Below are 21,702 nucleotides of genomic sequence, written 5' to 3' on the forward strand. Positions count from 1 at the left end.
AGTGCCGGGCTCTTCTGCTTCTGGACCAGGGCAAGCAGCCGTTCCCAGACCCCGAGCTTCGACCAGCGGATGAATGTCTGCGCCGCCTTCCACCACGGACCAAGCTCCGGCGGAATGCTGCGCCATTTGGCACCGTTGGTGTGCCGCCAGAAGATCGCCGTAATGGTCCGACGCAGGTTCTGCAAAGGCGTTTTACCATGCGGCTGTACCGCCTGGATCAGAGGCTCCCAGATCGCCCAGGCTTCATCCGTGAAGACTTGTAAGCTCTTGTCCGTGCTCATCAATCAGATATAGGGAATAATTCAAGAACTAACAGGCCCTAATATCAGTTTTTCATAATAAAGAAATATTATGGTACTTCCGGCAAATCCGATTTTATCGACTACCACAACAGAAAGATGATAATCTTTTCATTCCTTTTTTGGCTCTGAAAAATCTTCAAAAGCATTATAGAAAGCTTCGACACCCTATATCACAAGAACGATATACATCTACTATCCGTATCTAATTTTTAAAATGGACGAACAAGGCTTGGAGCTGCATTCCCCCATTGTGGATCACCCGTTTCCAGAAAATAGACGACAGCATCACGTGCTTCTTGAGGTGTGATTTTATGCCAACGGCTGATTTCAGATGGCGAAAACAGTTCAGTGATAGGCCCGAATTCTCCCACACGGGCATGAACGTAAGCACCACATTCCACCATCGTTTTTTCTGGAAATCGCGATATAAAAATATGTCGTCCTATACACAGATGGATATCATCCTTGTAAATCATACTGAAATTGGAAGCGTTGATACTATTGTTATCAACTTTTTTAACGAACAGAATTAGCTCCTCTCGTTCCCATTGATTAATTCCCAGTTTTTCCTTCGAGAGAAACCCGTCCATTTCCAATTTGAGATTTTGATAATTGACGAGTATTGGCAAACACTCTATTAAATATACAATAATTCTCTCGTACAAACACCGCAATAAATGAAATCTATGCTTAAAAAATGAAGAAAACATATTAAAAATATTCCTTTTTTTGATTTTAATAAAAATCTATACATAGAAATAGCTAATTAAAAAAGCCAATAATATATCGGAATTGATCGCGCTACAGGATCAAGTTACTTTATTAATACCATTAACAATTTGAAAAGCCTATTCAGTAAAATTTTACTTTGCAGAGGGATATTGATCCATATATGATCAAAGCAAATCGTCTCTTATCTTAAGATACAATCAAAAAGCGCTCATAACGCTTTTGTTTTAATTTCTATAGTTGTTGGTTATATATTATTGATTTTTATAAAGATAAGTATTTTATTGATGCATACATAAGTCTCACTTAATACAATATATGCTTTGAAAGTATCCGGCAGCGACCTGCGCCGCTTTCACGCCATTGGTCATTTCAGTCGGTGACACAATGTTTCCAAGAAATTCATACAGGGCGTGAAAATCTTCAGGCAAAACTGCTCCATAGCCACACAAAACAAATATGTGACATCGACATCAAGCGCCTTCGCCAAGAAAAAATTTTGCTATAGAACTCGGAGATGACCATTGTTGGAGCGGCGCCAACAACACTGGTTGAGCATTCTGAAAAGGATGATGGCACAGCGACGCAGATCGGATTGGCACCGATCGAAGTCATAACCCGTATCGGCATGAAACCCGTCCGGTCTCTTGCGCTGTATGCTGCGCTTTTGTCGCATCGGATGAATGGCATCGACCACTCTTCATCACCATGCTGTCATGCCGGTTGGCCCTGGTCAGGATGCTGGGAGCGCAAGCCCTTGCCTTCGCCACGATGGCGCGCTCGATCTTTTCGGTCGGTCCAGCATAGGGCGATGGAGCCTACCCCGCAAAATTGCGTCCTGCGGGGCGAGCGCCCTGCGTCAGCGTGTCATCCCGGAGCAACCGACAATCTCGTCAGGCAGATATGCCCACGAGGTTCCGTATCACGGAAGAACAGGATGCCGCGGGGCGACTGCGCTGGATTACCGACCCAAGCCCGCTCGACTTCGGGCGCGGCACATCCAGTGAAAACGACGGCGCGATTATTTCAGCCCATACAGCGTCAGGAAGAATGGATGCCGCATGGTCTTCTGCCAGACTTTGGGCAAACAGCTTCGTGAAGCTGACTCTGCTGACAGCACGATCACCACTGGCCTTGGACAAAGACGCACGGCGACGGCACGACATGGTTTTGGAAAGGCGTCTCTCTTCCAAAAAAGTGGAAAAGATAAAGACGTTGAATCTAAAGGGAAAATATAATGGTGCCAGGGGCGGAGCCAAATGATTTATATAAATCATTGATTTTACATAAAAAATTTATAACTCGGAAAATGTCTGTACCAACATAAATACCAACAGATTTTTCGGCTTGGCCGGTTCCATTCCCATCTCTTTCTGCCACTGACGCGTAATTTTTCCCCGAATCAATTCGCGCGGAGCGACTCGCCATTCGTGCCAGCCGCCAAATCCTCTGACAAGCCAGACCTTAGTAACGCCGCCAGCCAGATTTCTTCCTCATCATCCAGGCGCGGCGGCCATAGTGCCACGATCCCCATACCGCGGTCCTTGTTCCTGCCCGGCATCCACTCACCCCTGGTTCTTTTGTACCTCTTCCGCAAACCGTCATTCCGGCGAGTGCCTTGTCCGGTCAAGTAAACATGAGCAGACAATCAACGACGTTCCTCTATGACGGATACACTAACCAGTCAGGCGTATAACATCTGTCTAACAGAGCACCAAATTTAAGAAAAAATTCTAAAATTTTAGGGAAGGTTAGATCCCGCACAACAAAACACTAAAATTATGAAAAACCGAGCCTAATTTGACACCGTAAGCAACGCTATGCTACCGTTCTTCTGTATCCAAAAGTGACAGAGGAGATACACACAACAGATGCTGCAATCCGTCCCTGTATTCGGCGCAATGAGCATTACTCAATTCTGCCGATCGCACAGCATTAGCAGGACATTTATGTACGATCTGCTCAAAAAAGGCGAAGGCCCACGCATCATGACTGTTGGCCGCCGCAAATTGATCTCGAACGAAGCCGCGGCCGATTGGCGACGCGAAATGGAAGGAAAAATTCAATGAGTACCAATTCGTTTACGCCATCTGCCCCGACCGGTAAGCATTTTCAGCCTTTTCGCATGGACGAGGTGCGCTCCGCTCTCGCCCAGGAGCGCATGAGCCCTGACGAGTTCATACAGGCGTGGCTCCCATATGCTCTTTCCTTGAAGGGTGGAAGCGCGGACGATGCGCTTCGCCGGTGCCTTGGCAACGGCATGCACGCCTTCGACGGCAACAGCCTTCAAAAAATGGAACGGCATTCTCGGGGCTTTGATTTCTCGAAATAGCCCACGCCTGCGGGGCGGAATAGATGCAGATATAGCGTAGATCGATAGAAGAGAGATTTCCGCTCCGGGCCAATCCGGAGATTACATCATGAGTTTATCAACAATAAACCCCACTTCTGCGCCAACAGAAGCGGGGTTAAAAAGTATACTTCCTTTTGTGGGGCCGAAAGAACTACAAATATACCGCGATCTATTACTTGAACGTGGCAAAGTCACGATCACAAACGGGAGCCAATCGACAGCTTTATCTGTAGCCTTTAGTGGGCTCGAACGCAAGCGACTTATCGATGAAACCGGCGTATCTGCGAAACCGTTCAAAACTCTTATCGTTTACGATAAAGGTGATGACGATTATCTCAAACGCACAGGCCGTTGGCTTCACGAGATCGAAGCTCGTCGTCTCGAACGATACAAAGTCGTGCGAGATATTTGCGTCTACAGACTTGAAGGCTGTGGGCTTGAATCCCTGCGAATAACTCATCGGGATAGCGCTGTCTCTGTCGCCAACCGACTTATCACCGAGACCAGATCTCATGGTGCAGATCTGATAGCTCTTGGTCCCTTCAGCCCATGTCCGTTCGCGCTCGATTGGCTGTCACTAGTCGCCAAAGAGACGAATGCGGCCACGCTCGTTTATAGTAGCCTTGGTCATATTGACGGCAAAGATCTCTGTTTCCGGGAAGCTACACCTTCGAGTGCGGCAATCTTAAATCACTGCAAAGAAACTCTGACGGAATTTCAGACCCGCGCAGTTTGCAAATCGCATTCGTGAGCAATTCGCCGCCACAACCTCGCTCAATCGACAGAAAAAAGACCGGTGGCGGCAACGCCCCGCCGGCCCAAACCTACTTAAATTCTAAACGGTTATTCCACATGACAGACACGTTACTGCCAACCGATAATAAAAATGTAAACCCGCGATTCGAAGGGAAGCTTGACGCCGCGCTCGCTTGGGCGGCGCGTGGATTTCGCGTCTTCCCTTTGCGCGAGAATGGGAAGCACCCGCTTCCTAAAATGAAAAACTGGCAGCACCTTGCCACGGATGATCCAGACAAGATCCGTGAGTGGTGGAAATGCCCCGTCACAGGTTCCGAGTTTGACTATAATATCGGCGTTTGCACGACCAATTTGGTTGTCCTCGACCTTGATACGAAAGACGGGAAGAAAGGCGTCGAGAGCTTTAAGGGTCTCGGTCTCGCCTTCACATCGCTGACCGTTAAGACGCCCTCCGGCGGTTTCCACGTCTATTACTGCGGTCAGAATGTCGGGAACAAGGTTGATCTTCTCGGCCCCGGCTCCGGTCTCGACGTTCGCGGGTTCCATGGCTACGTGCTGGCACCAGGGAGCACGATTGACGGAGTCGCCTACGAAATCGTCAAGGACAGCGAGATAGAGCTTGTCCCCGAAGAGGTTTCTCCTCTCCTCCCCCCTCCCCGCGTTCGCCAAGTCGGCACGCTCGAAACCCCCGACGATTCTGACGATGCCGTTGCGCTTGGCACGCACTATCTGCTTAACAATGCGCCGATCGCGATCGAAGGCCAAGGCGGCAACGCGACGACATACGGCGTCTGCGCGCACCTGACGCGCGACCTCGGCCTATCTGAGGACACCGCGCTTTATCTGCTTCTAGAGCACTGGAACGAACGATGCGAACCGCCGTGGAGTGGCGAAGAACTCCAGGCCCTTGTCGAGCACTCCGCACAATACGGCACGTCGCCGATGGGATGCGGGACTTTCGAGGCCATGTTCGGGGAGATTAATCCAAAGGACGTTGTCACCTACGACGACGGCGACGGCAGCAGTGAAAACGATGAAGGCGATACGGGAGAGACCAAGTCGAAAATAATCCCATCTCCCAAGATGGCGCTTGAATGGTTTAATGCCGCGGCGGACGCAGCATTGAACACAGTCCACCATCCTCTTGTTGAAGGTTTATTAGACGAAGGGGGCCTAAGCGTCGTCTACGGACCCTCAAACGTAGGCAAAAGCTTCATACTTCTCGACTTGGCGTTCCATGTCGCTTCCGGGTTTCCGTGGAACGGAAAGCGCACAACGCAAGGATTCGTTTTATATGTCGCGGCGGAAGGCGGAGTGCGTATTCAACAACGGCTAGCGGCGCTGAGGAAACACCTTCAGGAGCGGCAAGGTGCTGAGGTGCTGGAACCCTCGCTTGCATTGGTCCGCTACCCCGTAGACCTTCGGTCTAGCACCGGAGACATCAAAGAACTTCTACGCATTATCCGGGAAGCCGAGTCGCAAAAAGGCAAAAAATGCAATTGGATCATCATCGATACTTTATCGAGAGCAATGGGCGGTGGCGACGAAAACAGTTCAGTTGACATGGGTGCCCTTGTCTCTGCTGCAGGCACTATTCAGAAGAGGACGGGCGCGCATTTCACATTCATTCACCATTCCGGCAAAGACGTCGCAAAAGGGGCGAGAGGCCATTCATTGCTCCGGGCGGCGACCGACACAGAAATCGAAATTGCGCGATCCCGAATGGAGGTAACGAAACAGCGAGATATGGATGGTGATTTCAAAATCGGCTTCCAAATTCGCGACATAGACATTGGGTTTGGAAAAGACGGAACCGTCGCGAAAAGTGCGGTGGTCCATTGGACACCAATCGTCGAGGGTTCGAGACACGAGAAAAAGGTTGTAGCAAGAAAGCCACCACCGGGTCTTACAACTTTCCCGGAATCGTTGGATGAAGCCCTGGAGTCAGGAAGCATAGAAATCGAGGTAGATGGGTGTCCCGTTACAGCGGTGCCCGATAGCGCATTCCGGGAAAGGTATCGCCGGCGGCTTGCCGAAACCGCGCACACTGGAGAGGCAACAGACAAGCTGGAGAAGAGACTCAGCACATATTTCACAAGACATGCCAAAAGGGCTATTGATGAGAAACATTTGATGGCGAAGGAACATGGTGGCGAGAGACACTTTTGGCGGCCCTCCAATCGTCCTACCCGCGAAGCCGTGCAAGGTCTTTTGCATTGAAATTCGACAACACCATCAGAACTAAATTCTAGAAAATATTCTATGTATTTCGAACATAGGCCAAGTTAGACTGTGTGTTAGACACGTTCGAACGGCTGAAAGCCCTCCACATTCGCCACAAATCCGAAAGCGCATTTGTGGAGTGTTCTGTGGTGAGATGTACAACACGCCACAGTTTGCCACAAAAACCCTTTTCCTATTAAGCTATTGTTTTCTATTGACTCCACTTTTCCACATTTGGCCCACAAAGTTGAAAATTGTGGCCAGCAAAACCTTTTCCACATTCCACACGCGGCGCGGCGAGCTTTAGAGAGCCGCAAAGTGTGTGGAGTGTGGAGGATGCCAGGTTCTGTGGTGTTGGGTTGGTGCGCAATGGCCGGAAAAGCATGAAACAGGCGAAAGCATATCCCTCGGCGCGCAAGAATGCTGGAGGCTTCGCGCGTTGCCAGGGTGAAACCATGCAAGCGCCGAAAGCAGTCACGAATTCGATAGGAGCACCCTACTGACAACGCTGACAGCCCCGGCAATCTGACAACACTGGCGCGTTATACCGAATGTTATACAAAGACTGAAATCTAAGAATGAAATCTTATTCGACACAGAGTGTTTTCTGTTTGACGAAGACCGCGCTCACATGTTTGCATGTTTTTGTACCCGCAGAACGGAGGCAAACAATCATGACGATTCCGCACGAATACCTTTCTATGGCTACACAAGCGTTTGACGAAGATCTGGAAGACGCCACTGAATGTCTTTGTGAATATATCTCTGAGGGAGAGCCTATATCTCTGGCCATAGACGGAACGGGAAGGAAGATCCGTATCCCATGGGAGAACGCCCTCGTTTATTCGAAAATGGCCAATGAAGCGGGGGTGCCTCTTGATGAATGGCTCGAAGGTTTCCTTAAAAACGCGGCAAAGGATCAAGCATCGCTCAACAGCGTCCTGGATGCTTTATTGGGTCCGGCATAGACCGAGGCACGATGGTCACGACGGGACTCCGCGCCCGTCGCCCCAGCCATACAATGAAGCGTTTAGACTTAATTGGATCGATAGAATTTCAATTAAAAGTTGTAATCGCAGAAGAATCGCGCATTTATAGAATTATTATGTTATTGCACCACCCAGCCGCTAGTCCGAATTGCCGTAAGACTCTTCCGAAAATCCTATAAGAATTTACAAATTTGATGAGGCTTAACATCCCCCTGGTAAATTTAAGAATTTTCTCTAATTTCCGTTGGCGAGCCGATTGTAAAACTTCGGTAAGAAGAGCCTTCGAGCGGTAAAATCCGATCGATTCGGACGCCTTGGCTTTTCGTGTCAAGCGATTCTAGACCATTTTGCACTTCGGTTGAATCGCTTCGCGATTTCGTTTGTCCGGAAATGCTCTGGTTCTCTTAGCCAGACCGCTTCCAAATCAATTCGAAACGCTCTAGCTAGTCCCTTGTCCCGTCTCCGAAGCTTTGGCCACCTTCCGAATTGCCGTTGTCCGGTATCCGTGGCCGGGGCAATGCAATATGCTAATAGTTCTAGGTAGAGTCCGAAAACCTACCGTCTAACGCTCCGCCACCCCACTGCCCCGCATTTCTTCGCATTGATCGGCCCACCAGGCCATCATACGAACCCGCTCTTCCCAAAACTCCGCTCGCTGATAAGCCCGGCGCACGGCGTTTCCCTCGATATGCGCCAACTGAGCTTCGATCGCGTCGGGGTTCCACCGCCCACATTCATTCAACATGGAAGACGCCGCAGCACGGAAGCCGTGGCCGGTCATTTCTTCCTGTCCAAAGCCGAGACGCCGCAAAGCCGCATTGATCGTGTTTTCCGACATACAGCGCGACGGTGAACGCACGGAAGGAAAAAGCAGCGAACCATGGCCTGTAATTGCACGAAGCCCTTTCAAGATGTCCACCGCTTGCGGCGCAAGCGGAACACGATGCGGCCGCCGCATCTTCATCTTCTCGGCAGGAATCGCCCAGACAGCCGTATCGAGATCAAACTCACACCATTCAGCAGAGCGAAGCTCGCCTGGTCGAACAAACGTCAAAGCCAGCAGTTTGAGCGCAGTTGTTGTTTCCGGCATGCCGTCATATGTCGCTATGGCTCTCAGAAGGCCGCCGAACTCCTCTGGCTCAGTGATAGCCGCGCGATGCCGTGCAACCGGCGTTACCAGTGCACCCTTGAGAGCCCCCGTAGGATCATTTTCGCATCGTCCCGTTGCGATGGCGAAGCGGAAAACCTCCCCTATTGTGGAGCGCATCCGCCGGGCGGTTTCAAGCCTTCCGCGCGCCTCGACCTTGCGGAGCACGTCAAGGACTTCCGTAGCTGCAATTTCCGCAATTGGACGTGATCCTATTGCCGGTTTGGCGAGGCCCAGGAGCCATTCCACCTTTTCGAGCGTCCGGGGCGCCTTATCCTCCCGGCGTTTCTTCTCCAGCAACTCCTCGGCAATTGCGGCGAACGTAGTGGCTGAAGAGATAGCCCGCGCTGTCTTGGCTGTCTTTTTTACCAATCCAGGATCCTGCCCGTCCGCCAGCAACCTGCGCGCCGAGTCTCTGGCTTCGCGCGCCTCTTTCAAGCCGATGGCCGGATAGACGCCAATAGCCAACGTCTTTTGGATTCCACCGAACCGATAGGCCAGTCGCCAACGCTTCGCTCCGTCTGGCGTGATCCAGAGTTGCAGTCCTCCGCCATCCGAGAGCTTAACGACCTTTTCGCCGGGCTTAGCCTTTTGGATTTCGAGAGCGGTGAGAGGCATATGTTGGTATCCGAAGCTGTTGGTATGGCGCGATACCAACAATGCTACCAACAAATTTACCGGATTCAACCGGACGCCCCCGGGCAACAGCGGACACTAAATCGCCAAAAGCACCAGACTTTTCAGTATTTTATGGACGGTTTTGGACGAAGAGAGACGCCTATATGGTGCCCAGGGGCGGAATCGAACCACCGACACTGCGATTTTCAGTCGCATGCTCTACCAACTGAGCTACCTGGGCATAACCGCAACCGTGTTTCGGTTCCGGCGGTGCGCTGATTGATGAGTCTCAACCGCGCGATTTGGGCCTTATAGTAGACTGGACCTCCCATTGTCCAGCACCCTCTTGAAGGTTTTCTGTCAGTTTTTCTTTCCTGCACCGAGATTTTTCAGGGCCCGCCAGCCGATGTCGCGGCGGCAAAATCCTTCCGGCCAGTCTATAGCATCGACCGCCTGATAGGCGCGCGCAGCTGCCTCGGCGACATCCTTGCCAAGCGCGGTGACGTTCAGCACGCGGCCGCCATCGGCCAGCAGTTTCCCGCCCTCGCGCCGCGTGCCGGCATGGGTCAGGCTCACGCCGGGCACCAGCGCCGCCTTGTCGAGGCCGGAAATCACGCTGCCCTTTTGCGGCGCCTCCGGATAGCCACGCGCCGCCAGAACCACGGTCAGGGCTGTTTCAGGCGAGAAGCGCAGCGATTTTTCTTGCAGGTTTCCTTCGGCCGCGGCGAGCAGAAGGGCCAGAAGATCCTCTTGGAGACGCGGCAGCATGACCTGCGTTTCGGGATCACCGAAACGCACATTATATTCGATCAGCTTCGGCCCATTCGCGCCGATCATCAGGCCCGCGAACAACATGCCCTTGAACGGCGTGCCGCGCGCCGCCATGCCCTTGAGCGTTGGGCGGATGATCTCCTCCATGACACGCTCCGTCATGGTCCCATCCATGATTGGCGCTGGAGAATAGGCACCCATGCCGCCCGTATTGGCCCCTTTGTCACCCTCACCCACCCTTTTGTGGTCCTGCGCGGAGGCGAAAGGCAGAGCGCGAGTACCGTCACAGAGGGCGAAGAACGAGGCTTCCTCTCCTTCCAGAAAATCCTCGATGAGCAGACTGCCGCCACCAATTCCGCCGGCGAAAATCTGGTCGACCGCCGCTTCCGCCTCTTCCCGGCTCGCGGCCACGACGACACCCTTGCCCGCGGCGAGGCCATCGGCCTTGACGACGATCGGCAGGGAACGTGTCGACAGATAGGCTTTTGCGGGTTCCGCCGCCTCGAAGGACCGTGCCTCAGCCGTTGGAATGTGATGGTCGATGCAGAATTGCTTGGTGAAGCTTTTCGAGCCTTCGAGCTGCGCCGCCGCCGCGCTCGGCCCGAACACCTTGAGACCTGCCCGTTCGAGCGCTTCGGCAAGCCCGGCAACGAGCGGTGCCTCCGGACCGATGACGACGAGGCCTATCGCCTGCACGCGGCAGAAGTCGATGATCGCCTGAAAGTCATCGAGCCGCAGGACCACGCATTGGGCGATTTCCGCCATGCCCGGATTGCCCGGCGCGACGAAGAGCGTCGAAAGCAGTGGACTTTGGACGAGACTTTTGGCGATCGCATGTTCGCGGCCGCCGGAACCGATAAGAAGGACATTCATGGAGCGAAACGAGGCATGGGCTGGGAAGGGAGATGGATCAAGCCATGACATTATAATGGCGCAGGATCCACACAATTTGAACGATCAGCGCGCCCGCGACGAACATCAGGTGGAAATTGCGCCGGCGTATGAACATCGCGACAACGGCCAGGGTGAAGAAGGCGGTTTGCTGCAACATATATTCTTCCGACAGCGACCAGAAATGATCCCATCCCTTCAGAACGGAATCGAAGACATCGAAGAGAAACACCAAAGCAAGAAGGCCGTAGAACCATTTCTGCCGCGATGTGAAATAATCCTCGAAACCTTTGTATTCGTCGAGACGGTCGGGAAACAGCAATGTCGAAAGGAAGAACAGGAGAATGATATAGGCGAGAATGTATGCGTAAAATTCGAAGGTAATGACATCGACCCGCACCAGCATGATCTGGAACCACCAGAAATAGATGGTGTAAAGCAGCAAAAACAACGCCCAGCCGAAATGGACCGGATAGATCGTCTCGCGTTTCGGATGCTGGACGAAACGCGCGAGACCGGTCAGGAGCCGGGCGATGCTCAAACTGGTGATGAAGCCGGTGATCAGACGCACATGGGTGAAGACATCGAGATGCACTATCTGGTTCATGGGGCGACATTCCGCAAATGAATTGACGTTCCGCGATCAGCTGCGGCCGAATAATTTCTCGATATCGGCACGTTTCAATTCGATATAGGTCGGCCGGCCGTGGTTGCATTGGCCGGAACCCGGCGTGCGTTCCATTTCGCGCAAGAGCGCATTCATTTCCTCGATTGCGAGACGGCGGCCAGCGCGCACGGAATGATGGCAGGCGAAAGTTGCAAGCAGATGATCGAGCTTGCGCTCGAGCGGGATCAAAGCCCTTTCATCTTCCTGCAATTGCTCGGCAAGATCGCGGATGAGCGCGGGGATGGAGCCATTTTTCAGAACGACCGGAATTTCCCGCACGGCGAGCGCGCCCGGCCCGAAAGGCTCGACGATAAGACCATAATCGGCAAGCATGGGGGCCGCCTCGGCAAGCCTTTCGACATCGGCCTCGGGCAGATCGACGATCGTCGGCAAAAGGAGAATCTGGCGTTCGACCGCATGGGATTGACGCGCCTGTTTCAGCTTTTCATAAACCAGCCGCTCATGGGCGGCATGCTGATCGACAAGAACGAATCCTTCGTCGGTTTGCGCGACAATATAAGTGTCATGCAATTGCGCCCGCGCGAAGCCGAGCGGCGGCAGATCGCCACCGGGCGCTTCAGCACCGGAAGAATCACGAGGAGGAGCAGCGGGCGATTCCGCAAAACCTGCCTTAAAACCCACCTCCCGACCGGCAATATCCAGTGCCGAGGGCTCCACATCCTGCGGACGCGCGTGGGATATGCGCCAATCCCAATCGACGCTACGAGCAGGAGATTCCGCGCCCGTCCAGGATCGTGGACCGCCCGCGCGCGCGGCAGGCATCGGCAAAGGCAACCGGCTCTCGATCACCGGTAAGGAGCTCGCGAGGGCATCTTCCTGTCTCTTGGCCTGTGCTTGGGCAAGCAAGCCCAGGGCGGCCGCGCCATTCTGCGGGCTCGCCCGATGCATGGCCTGCTGCAAAGTCTGCTTCAGCGCCCCGACGATGAGGCCACGCACGAAACCCTGGTCACGAAATCGCACTTCCGCCTTGGCCGGATGCACATTGACATCGACATCATGCGGATCGCAGGTGAGGAAAAGGACCAGAGCCGGAAAGCGCCCGGCGGGCAGATAATCCATATAGGCCGCACGCACGGCGCCCGTCAGCAATTTGTCGCGCACCGGACGGCCATTGACGAAGAGATGCTGGGCGAGCCCATTGGCGCGGTGCCATGTCGGCAGGCCGATGAAGCCCTCGAGCACAACGCTTTCGCGCCGCGCGGAAACGGGGAGCGCATTGGCCTCGAAATCCTTGCCGAGAATGGCACTCATGCGCGCCAGATGGCCTTTTGCATCCTCCGTCACGGGAAGATAATCGAAACCCGCCGTCTCCGTGCTCGTGAAGGTGAAACGTTTCCCCGGATGCGCAAGCGCCAGCCGCTCGATCGCATCGGCGGCGGCCCGCGCCTCGGCCCTGTCGCTTTTCAGAAATTTGAGCCGCGCCGGCGTGGTGCGGAAGAGATCGCGCACCTCAATCCGCGTGCCGCGCGCCTGCCCGCAGGGCGCAACGGCGCCTTTAACGCCATGCTCCACACGGATGGCGACGCCATGATCCGCACCTTCCGCGCGGGTCGCGACATTCAGAGAGGACACAGAGCCGATCGATGGCAAAGCCTCACCGCGAAACCCGAGGGTCGCGATGGCGAAAAGATCACCGTCGGGCAGTTTCGAGGTCGCATGGCGCTCGACCGCGAGGGTGAGATCCTCCCCGCTCATGCCGCAGCCGTCGTCGCTCACGCGGATCAAAACCTTGCCGCCGCCTTCCAATACGACGTCGATTTCCCGCGCGCCCGCGTCGAGCGCATTCTCGACGAGTTCCTTCACCGCCGCGGCGGGGCGCTCGATGACCTCGCCGGCGGCGATACGGTCGATCAGGATCGGATCGAGACGGCGAATGGCCAAGATGGGGCTCCGGCAGGTTTCACGGCTCTACCCCGCCGTGCAAGCCCTATCTAGTCACACAAGGGCTCACGTCAAAGATTTTCCGGCCGACCGGCAATGACCACGAGCAGGCTGCCGTCGCCGAAAAGGCGCTTGGCGACCCGCTTCGCATCCTCCATCGTGACACCGGCAATCAATTTGTTGCGGGCGTCGAGATAATCGACATCGAACCCTTCAGTCTGCAAATGCACGAGATGCGCGGCGATCTTGGTCGATGTATCGAAGCGCAGGGCATAGGAGCCGATGAGATATTTGCGCGCCTTGTCGAGCTCCTCCTCGGTCGGGCCAGCCTCGGCGAGATCGCGGATCTGCTCCTGGATGACGTCGAGGGATTCCACTACGCGCTCGTTCTTGGTGGAGGTACCGCCCGACATCATCGCCGCATGATCGAAGGTCACGAGTTGCGAATAGACGGAGTAAGCAAGGCCGCGCTTCTCGCGCACCTCGCGGAACAGGCGGGCGGAGAAAATGCCGCCGCCCAGAATGTGATTGACGACGCTCGCGGCGATGAAATCATCGTCCTTGCGGGCGATGCCCTGGCGGCCGAAACGGATGTTCGATTGTGGAATGTCGAGGTCGACGACCTGTCTGCGGCCCTCGCCGGAAAAGACAACATCGGGAATGACGAGGCGATCGCCCTTGGCCGGCAGCGCGCCGAAAACATCGTCGAGATAGGTCCCAAGGCTCACCGCGTCGATGGCGCCGACGACGGCGATCTTCAATCCGTCGCGCGCCAGCACACGGCGGCCGGTCTCGACGAGATCGCCGCGCGTCAGGCTCGGCAGGCTGGTGAGATCGCCCCGCACCGGCAGGCCATAGGGATGACCGGGATAGGAAAGCGCCCGAAAGGTCCGCCCGGCGGCATAATCGGGATCATTGGCCTCGCGCTTCAGGCTCGCCATCATCTGGCCGGTCACACGCTCGAAAGGCTCGGCATCGAGACGCGCCTCATTGACCGCAAGGCGCAGCAGCTCGAAGGCGCGCGGCACGTTGCGGGCGAGCGTCTGCATCCGCCCGGTCGTGACATCGCGATCGGCGGAAAAAGATAATTCGATCGCATCTTCATCGAGCGCCTGATGGAAAGCCGCGGCGTCGAGAGAGCCCGCTCCCTCATCGAGCAGGCCCGCAAACAGGGTCATGGCGCCGGGCTTGCCCACGGGATCCTGCGCCGCTCCGCCCTGGAAGGCGCATTCGAGAGCAACCAGCGGCACCGCATAATCCTCGACCAGCCAGGCTTCGATCCCGCCCTTCGAGACGACTTTCTGGACGGAGGCGGAACGCGACGGAGTCTCTGCGGTGGCAAGTGCGGTCATGAAGGATTCGATTCTCAAAAGCCTGATGGGATCATTTGTCGGAAGGGACGATCTTACCCTTCAAGAAAGCGGCCGGGAAAGGGCCTATGATGGCCGAGCCGGCAAACCGCCCCGGCCCGCAAACGGCACCCTTGCTTCGGAGGCCGGTTGTCCCGATCCACTGGTCTGCCGCTCGCAAACGGCAGCCAATTGCGGACAGGACAGCGCCGGCCCCCAGGCCCCGCAAGCGCGCCTAAACGGTTTCCGCCTCGGTTTCGACGGCGAGGCTATGTTCGCCGGAGCGTTCCGCCGGCAACAGGAAACCGGTAACACCACGGTGCTTGGCAAGCCAGCGTGTGGCCTTCTTGACGTCTTCCGCGCTCACCGCCTCGATCCGGCTCGGCCATTGCGCAATATCCTCGAGGGTCAGGCCGACGCTGAGCGAGGATCCATACCAGCGCGCAAGCGTTGATTGATTGTCCTGCGCATAGGTCGCCTCGGCGACGAGACGGGTTTTCGCGCGGTTGAGATCCGCCTCGCTCACGCCTTCCGCCGAGACCTTGGCGACCACCGCGTCGATGGCCGCATCGATGTCCTCGAGCGAAATGCCGGGAGCCGGAATGCCATAGACATAGAACCGGGTCTGATCGACGGCCGTGCCCTGATAATAGGCACCGGCGGCAACCGCGACCTTGTCCTTGACGACGAGCGTCTTGAACAGAAGGCTGGTCGGGCCTGCGCCGAGCAGATGGCCGAGAACCTCCAGCGCTTCGGCCTCGCCGGGCGCTGCCGTTTTATAGGACGGCACCAGGAAGACACCCTGATGCGTCGGCTGCTCGACTTTTTCATCGACCATTTTCACGACGCGATGGGCACGCGGCTCCGGCTCGCGCGGGCGTGACCGGCGCGGCGGCGCGCCATGAGTGGCGATACCGCCATAGACTTCGGTAGCGAGCGCCAGAACCTCATCGGCCTCGACATCTCCAGCGACGACGAGAATGGCGTTTTCCGGCGTATAGAAGCGATCGTAATAGGCGAGCGCATCCTGGCGATCGAGCGACTCGATCTCATGGCTCCAGCCGATGATCGGCTTGCCATAGGGATGATGCGTATAGAGCGCCGCCTGCACGGCTTCATTGAGCAGGTCGGAAGGATCGGAATCGGTCCGCATCCGGCGTTCTTCCATGACGACCTCGCGCTCAGGAGCGACGACTTCATCGGAAAGAACCAGATTCTTCATCCGGTCGGCCTCATATTCCATGCAGACGCGCAGATGCTCGCGCGCTACCCGTTGGAAATAGGCTGTATAATCATTGGAAGTGAAAGCGTTCTCCTGGCCGCCGAAATCGGCGATCAGTTCGGAAAATTCACCCTGTTTGTGGTTCCGCGTGCCCTTGAACATCAGATGTTCAAGAAAATGGGCTATGCCGGACTTGCCGAGTGGATCATCAGCCGATCCGTTGCGATACCAGACCATATGGGTAATGACCGGCGCGCGGTGATCGGGAATGACCACGATATCGAGGCCGTTGGCAAGTCGTGCCTGGCTGATGTTGGGACCGCCCGCTTTCGAAGGCGTCGCCGCCGAAGGAGTGAGACCCGCCGGGGCTGAACCCAGGGAGCCATGAACGGGAGATGCCACGCCAGACTGACCTTGAGACATAAACACGCTTTCCATTCGAAGTGGGCTGACGCCCGATATGACCCATAAGCGCGATACCGACCCGCATCCGCTTCAAGCGGCAGACTGGCACGGGAGCGCCCTTAACGATTATCCCCACTTATCGGGCCGCATGGCCGTTCTCCGGCCAACCCCAAATGAGGCCGCCCGACCCGCGCGTTCCTATCGCAACTTTGTATCGCCGCGCTCCGCTGCAAGGGCCCGACGGAGAAAAAACCGCAATTTCATCCGATCAACCGTCCTGAAATCTCACCCAAGCCACGCCCTAGTCTCCAGGAAAAGGACGTACCAGAAGCCATCGGAGCTCATTTAGGAAGCAGAAATTACGCCAAGGCGGGAGACCGCCTCAGCAATCTCCTCGGAGGCTCAAGGAATCAACCGCACCGCCCGCATTCAATCATCCAGACCGCTCTTGTGGCGCTGCTGATTGCGTGTATAGGCCGCCGCATCGCCAGGATCTGCGGTTTTGACGTCCTTGTCGGATTCCACGTGGGTCGTGCGGGTCGCCGCGCGATAGCCGACCGGCGGTTCCGTCAGATATTTCCTGTCCGGTTCCTCACCGACATTGACTACTTCCTTTTCTTCTTCTTTTTTCGAGAAGACATTGCTCAGGAGCTTCCAGGGCGCATAGACGCATGCGGCGGTGCCGGAATTCGCCTGGCAATCATCCTCTGGACGGGAGCCCGGCTGCTTCTCATCCTTCACATCCGTCTTGCCTTTCTCCAGTTCCTGCGGAGAAAGCTCGGCTCGCGTGTTCAGATTGACCTGCGGAGCAGGACGATGGGAATCGGCAGCGGCGCGACGGCGTGCCGTAACATCAGGATCGATCGGCCAGTTGGCATCCTGCTGCCGCTTCTCCACAGGCTGGGGCAAGGCCTGACGGTTCGGCGGCACGACTAGCGGCGGCCTCGCGCGATAATCAATCGCCTCCTCTTTCTCCTTGTCGAACTGCATGCCGAAAAAGCCGAGCATGGAATTGAAAGCATTGGTGTCCTCATAGGCGCATGCGGGCGTGGCCAGACCCGAGAGGAGCCCCAAGGCGAGACTGGCGACGAGACCAGCGGGAAGCACGGCGAGGGCGAATTTCCGATAAGAGCGCCCGGCGCGTGTGAACGCCGTGCTGCAAGCAGAGGCCTTGGCAAAAGTCATGATCTCTCCTTTTCGCAGAGCAATTCTGGTGCTGCTGTCAGATCCTGTCGCATCCAATAGAGCGGACATTCCTGCGGTTCGAACTTCGATAGGTTGACACTTCGATAGGTTGACACAATGTCAAAAGCGGAAAGCACCGCTCATGATCCGGGCATTCACGATTCAAGCGATGCGCGAACTCTCGCTGCCAGAGAGTTTCTACCATAAACGGCAGGGTTCCGGCAAAAGCGGCAACCCGAGCGGGTCCAGACTGCCAGGCGTTCCTTACGCAGCTGCGTGAACCTGCCTTGCACGGATAGAAGTCCGAAAATCGGCTCAATCAAGGCACTGCTCGCATCGAAGCCAGCGCCGTCCCGAGGAAATCATCTCGGGGAATCATCCTGAGCCGAAGCCGATCAGGCCCGCTGGCCCTCGCGATCGGTCCCACCAATCAAATCACGAAGCCAAGGCGTAACGCAAGCTGTTTGCACGATCTTCGTGAAGACCACTCCCGTCCGCTTGAGGCGTTCAGGAAGGGCGGCCCTCCTCCACCGGCATCGAGGGTTCCGCGCGAAAGGATTCCAGAACCAGGAGCGCGACACCCAGAACGATCGCGACATCAGCGAGATTGAAGACGTACCAGGAGAAGGAACCGATGTGGAAATAGTAAAAATCCGCCACCGCGCCATAGGTGATCCGGTCGGCGGCATTGCCGAGCGCGCCGCCGATCACGAGGCCGAGCGCCACCCCGGCCAGCCGGCTCGTCATGCGCCAGAGCCAGAAGCTCAACGCCAGAATCGCGAGCAGCGTTAAGGCCACGAGGAGCCAGCGGCCGAAGGGGCCATGGGCGCTGAACAGGGAATAGGAAATTCCCGGATTGCGCGCATAGACGATATCGAAAAACGGCAGGAGCCTGACCGGCTGGCGCGCGGCAATATCGAAGCCATAGACCAGCCAGAGCTTATTGGCCTGATCGAGAACGAGCGAGGAGAGCGCGACGATAAACCCCAAAAGACGCACGCTCATCACTCTTTCTCCTTCATATGCCTTTCCGAGTCGCCAATCGATATTTGCGCCGCACGGCCAATCATGCCGCCCAAAGTCCCGCCGCCATCAATTCGCGCAGAGCCCTGGCATCGCGCGGCGTGACGTCAGGAAAGTCCGGATCAGCGCCAACCTCAGACGAGACCTTCCAGGAACGCGCGCATTTGCGCCCTTCCGCGAGCCCGCACACCACCGCGACGCCCGGCACATCATTGAGACGAAAGGCGTCCTCTGGCCCCTCGCCTGCCTCGATCACGAGGCCCGAGGTGATGCAGATTTCAGCGAAATCAATCGTCTCGACAAGGCTCTGCAATTCCGCATCGGCGATGAAGACGCGCGGCGCGGCTTCGAGCGAGGAGCCGATCAATTTCTGCGCTCGCGCGATTTCCAGCGCCCCCGTGACTACCGAACGGACCTTGCGGATCTTCGCCCATTTGGCAGCGAGCTTTTCATCGCGCCAATGCGCCGGCACATCGGGGAATGGCTCAAGATGGATGGAAACCGCCTGCGGATAGCGCGAGAGCCAGGATTCCTCCATGGTGAAGACGAGGATCGGCGCGAGCCAGAGCGTGACGCAACGGAAGATCTGCTCGATCGCCGCCAGCGCCGCATGGCGCTTGCCACTCGAAAGCGGCTCGCAATAAAGCGTATCCTTGCGAATGTCGAAATAGAAGGCCGAAAGATCGGTGTTGAGAAAGGCCGACAACCGCGCCACGACACGCTTGTAGTCGAAGCGGCGGTAGGCGTCGCGGATCTCGCCGTCGAGCTCGGCGAGCCGATGAAGCATCAACCGTTCGAGCTCATCCCATTCCTCATAGGCCGGTGTCCGGCTCGGATCGTAATGCGCGAGCGAGCCGAGCATCCAGCGGATCGTATTGCGCAATTTCTTGTAGGTCTCGGTGAAGGTGGACAGGATCTGCTTGCCGATGCGCAAATCGTCCGAATAATCGGAGGCCGCCACCCACAGCCGCAGAATATCGGCGCCGGCATCCTTGATGACCGTCTGCGGCGCGACGACATTGCCGAGCGATTTCGACATTTTGCGGCCCTGCTCGTCGAGCACGAAACCATGCGTCAGCACGGCGTCATAGGGCGCCATGCCACGTGTGCCGCAGGCTTCAAGCAGCGACGAGTGGAACCAGCCGCGATGCTGGTCCGAACCTTCGAGATACATTACTTCATCACGGCCGCCCTCGCGCAGCCGGCTGATGCCGGCAAGGCCAGGAAACTGTTCCGCATCCCCCATGGTGAAGGCATGGGTAGAGCCGGAATCGAACCAGACGTCGAGGACATCATCGATCTTTTCATAAAGCGCGGGATCGTAATCGGGGGCGAGAAACCGCGCCGCCGCGCCTTCGGCAAACCAGGCATCGGCGCCTTCGGCGGCGAAAGCGTCCGTAATCCGCGCATTGACTTTGTCATCGACGAGGATCGCCTGGCTCTCCTTATGGACGAAGACGGTGATCGGCACGCCCCAGGCGCGCTGGCGCGACACCACCCAATCCGGCCGGTTGGCGATCATGCCGGTGATGCGGTTCTCGCCCGCCGCCGGATACCAGCGGGTTTTGCCGATTTCAGAGAGCGCGATCTCGCGCAAACTGCCGTTGAATCCCGCGACAGGCTTGTCGAGCGCGATGAACCATTGCGGCGTATTGCGGAAGATGAGCGGCTTTTTGGACCGCCAGCTATGCGGATATTGGTGTTTCATCCGCCCGCGCGCGAGCAGAGCCCCCGCCGCGACAAGCGCCTTCATCACAGCGTCATTGGCATCACCCTTGTTGCCCTTGTCGTCGATGACTCGGGTACCGGTAAAGCCCGGCGCCTCCTTGGTCAGAAAGCCCTCGGCATCGACCGTATAGGGAATGTGCGTCTCGATGCCGCGCTCGCGCAGCATGCGCTGGCTCGCCATCCAGATGTCGAAATCCTCGCGGCCATGGCTCGGCGCCGTATGGACGAAGCCGGTACCCGTCTCGGCGGTGACGTGATCGCCATCGAGCAGCGGAACGGCGAAGGCATAGCCCTCGATGGTCGCCGCGAGCGGATGCGCGCAGGTGATGCCTGCGAGCATCGCGGCAGGCACTTCGGCGACGCGCTCGAAAGCCTCGACCTTGGCCGATTTGAAGACGGATTCGGCAAGCGGTTCGGCGAGCACAAAACTTTGGCCCGGTTGCATCCAATTGCCCTCCGGCGCCGCCGTCACGCGATAAAGCGCATAGGGAATCTTGTGCGAATAGGAGACGGCGCGATTGGCCGGAATGGTCCAGGGCGTCGTCGTCCAGATGACGATCGAGGCCTGCAGGAGAGCGGCTTCGAGCGCGCCGCCGCTCGCGCCTTCGCAGCGCAAGGAGGCCACCGGAAAAGCGACGAAGATCGTATCGCTGGTGTGATCTTCATATTCGACTTCGGCCTCGGCGAGAGCGGTCTTTTCGACGACGCTCCACATGACCGGCTTCGAGCCGCGATAAAGCAGGCCGTTGGCGGCGAATTTCATCAATTCTTCGGCGATCCGCGCTTCCGCCGGAAAAGTCATGGTGAGATAGGGATGCTCCCAATCGCCACCGACGCCGAGCCGCTTGAATTCCTCGCGCTGGATATCGACCCAGGAGAGCGCGAAGGCGCGGCATTCCTGGCGGAATTCGATGATCGGCACGTCATCCTTGTTCTTGCCCTTGGCGCGATATTGCTCCTCGATCTTCCATTCGATCGGCAGGCCATGGCAATCCCAGCCGGGGACGTAATTGGATTCGCGCCCGCTCATCTGCTGCGAGCGGGTCACGAGATCCTTCAGGATCTTGTTGAGCGCATGGCCGATATGGATGTTGCCATTGGCATAGGGCGGCCCGTCATGCAGCACGAATTTCGGCCGGTCACGGCCCGCCTCGCGCAGCAGCTTCTGCAGGCCGATCGCCTCCCAACGCGCGAGCAATTCAGGCTCTTTCTTGGGCAGACCGGCGCGCATCGGAAATTCCGTCTGCGGCAGGAACAGGGTTTTGGAATAATCAGGAGCGGAAGCCGTTTGCGCCGAAGGGTTCAGCGTCGAATCGTTCATGGTCTTTTGAGCCTGCAAGGGCGTGGATGGAATAGGGCTCGATTTCCTCCCGGCCGGACCCGAGCCGGACCAGGTTCACGACCTTTATCGGGCTCAAGTGCGAACCGGGCCGCTAATTCGG

Annotated in this window: 16 protein-coding genes and 1 tRNA gene; 5 read left to right on the top strand and 12 right to left on the bottom strand. The window is 56.7% G+C overall.

All coding sequences use genetic code 11. The features are described from left to right. The coding region (locus DL88_RS10085; protein WP_034995720.1) for a transposase at nucleotides 1–281 on the bottom strand (281 nt) is incomplete at its 3' end. Between the two features lie 230 nt (nucleotides 282–511). Then, nucleotides 512–1,012: a hypothetical protein gene (locus tag DL88_RS10090; protein ID WP_034995502.1), complete on the bottom strand. Its 501-nt coding sequence runs from the start codon at nucleotides 1,010–1,012 to the stop codon at nucleotides 512–514. A 922-nt stretch (nucleotides 1,013–1,934) separates the two neighbouring features. On the opposite strand from DL88_RS10090, the gene DL88_RS10095 reads away from it, so the two are divergent. From DL88_RS10095 to DL88_RS10125, 5 genes are all read left to right on the top strand, one after another. Then, entirely contained in the window at nucleotides 1,935–2,294 is a 360-nt protein-coding gene (locus DL88_RS10095) for a hypothetical protein (RefSeq protein WP_034995505.1), read from the top strand. An 802-nt stretch (nucleotides 2,295–3,096) separates the two neighbouring features. Further along, the gene (locus DL88_RS10110; RefSeq protein ID WP_034995513.1) at nucleotides 3,097–3,363 is read left to right on the top strand and encodes a hypothetical protein; all 267 of its coding nucleotides are present in this window, start codon (nucleotides 3,097–3,099) and stop codon (nucleotides 3,361–3,363) included. A gap of 88 nt (nucleotides 3,364–3,451) precedes the next feature. Then, nucleotides 3,452–4,135, top strand: coding sequence for a hypothetical protein (locus tag DL88_RS20310; RefSeq protein WP_156971040.1), 684 nt, complete (start codon nucleotides 3,452–3,454; stop codon nucleotides 4,133–4,135). 101 nt (nucleotides 4,136–4,236) lie between these two features. After that, nucleotides 4,237–6,360 (top strand): AAA family ATPase, encoded by a 2,124-nt coding sequence (locus DL88_RS19375; protein ID WP_084705108.1) that lies wholly within the window; start codon nucleotides 4,237–4,239, stop codon nucleotides 6,358–6,360. A gap of 677 nt (nucleotides 6,361–7,037) precedes the next feature. Further along, nucleotides 7,038–7,331 carry a hypothetical protein gene (locus DL88_RS10125; RefSeq protein ID WP_034995519.1) on the top strand — a complete coding sequence of 98 codons (294 nt, stop codon included), beginning with the start codon at nucleotides 7,038–7,040 and terminating at the stop codon, nucleotides 7,329–7,331. Nucleotides 7,332–7,914: 583 nt separating this feature from the next. On the opposite strand, the gene DL88_RS10130 is transcribed toward DL88_RS10125, so the two are convergent. The 10 genes from DL88_RS10130 to ileS all read right to left on the bottom strand — a co-directional run bounded on the left by DL88_RS10130 (nucleotide 7,915) and on the right by ileS (nucleotide 21,581). After that, on the bottom strand, nucleotides 7,915–9,117 hold the full coding sequence (locus DL88_RS10130) for a tyrosine-type recombinase/integrase (RefSeq protein WP_034995523.1): 1,203 nt from the start codon (nucleotides 9,115–9,117) through the stop codon (nucleotides 7,915–7,917). Between the two features lie 165 nt (nucleotides 9,118–9,282). Next, nucleotides 9,283–9,358, bottom strand: a tRNA-Phe gene (locus DL88_RS10135). A 119-nt stretch (nucleotides 9,359–9,477) separates the two neighbouring features. Further along, nucleotides 9,478–10,761 carry a phosphoribosylamine--glycine ligase gene (gene purD / locus DL88_RS10140; RefSeq protein ID WP_034995722.1) on the bottom strand — a complete coding sequence of 428 codons (1,284 nt, stop codon included), beginning with the start codon at nucleotides 10,759–10,761 and terminating at the stop codon, nucleotides 9,478–9,480. A 37-nt stretch (nucleotides 10,762–10,798) separates the two neighbouring features. After that, the gene (locus DL88_RS10145; protein ID WP_034995525.1) at nucleotides 10,799–11,386 is read right to left on the bottom strand and encodes a hypothetical protein; all 588 of its coding nucleotides are present in this window, start codon (nucleotides 11,384–11,386) and stop codon (nucleotides 10,799–10,801) included. A gap of 36 nt (nucleotides 11,387–11,422) precedes the next feature. After that, nucleotides 11,423–13,348 (bottom strand): DNA mismatch repair endonuclease MutL, encoded by a 1,926-nt coding sequence (gene mutL / locus DL88_RS10150; RefSeq protein ID WP_034995527.1) that lies wholly within the window; start codon nucleotides 13,346–13,348, stop codon nucleotides 11,423–11,425. A gap of 71 nt (nucleotides 13,349–13,419) precedes the next feature. After that, on the bottom strand, nucleotides 13,420–14,700 hold the full coding sequence (locus DL88_RS10155) for a M16 family metallopeptidase (protein ID WP_034995529.1): 1,281 nt from the start codon (nucleotides 14,698–14,700) through the stop codon (nucleotides 13,420–13,422). Nucleotides 14,701–14,932: 232 nt separating this feature from the next. Further along, nucleotides 14,933–16,342, bottom strand: coding sequence for a M16 family metallopeptidase (locus DL88_RS10165; protein ID WP_051955847.1), 1,410 nt, complete (start codon nucleotides 16,340–16,342; stop codon nucleotides 14,933–14,935). 411 nt (nucleotides 16,343–16,753) lie between these two features. Further along, nucleotides 16,754–17,509 (bottom strand): hypothetical protein, encoded by a 756-nt coding sequence (locus DL88_RS10170; RefSeq protein ID WP_034995533.1) that lies wholly within the window; start codon nucleotides 17,507–17,509, stop codon nucleotides 16,754–16,756. Between the two features lie 507 nt (nucleotides 17,510–18,016). Then, entirely contained in the window at nucleotides 18,017–18,514 is a 498-nt protein-coding gene (gene lspA / locus DL88_RS10175) for a signal peptidase II (RefSeq protein ID WP_034995535.1), read from the bottom strand. Nucleotides 18,515–18,575: 61 nt separating this feature from the next. Next, entirely contained in the window at nucleotides 18,576–21,581 is a 3,006-nt protein-coding gene (gene ileS / locus DL88_RS10180) for an isoleucine--tRNA ligase (protein ID WP_034995724.1), read from the bottom strand. Nucleotides 21,582–21,702: the final 121 nt, after the last annotated feature.

Origin of the sequence: Beijerinckia mobilis, from assembly GCF_000745425.1 — a bacterium.
Lineage (GTDB): Bacteria > Pseudomonadota > Alphaproteobacteria > Rhizobiales > Beijerinckiaceae > Beijerinckia > Beijerinckia mobilis.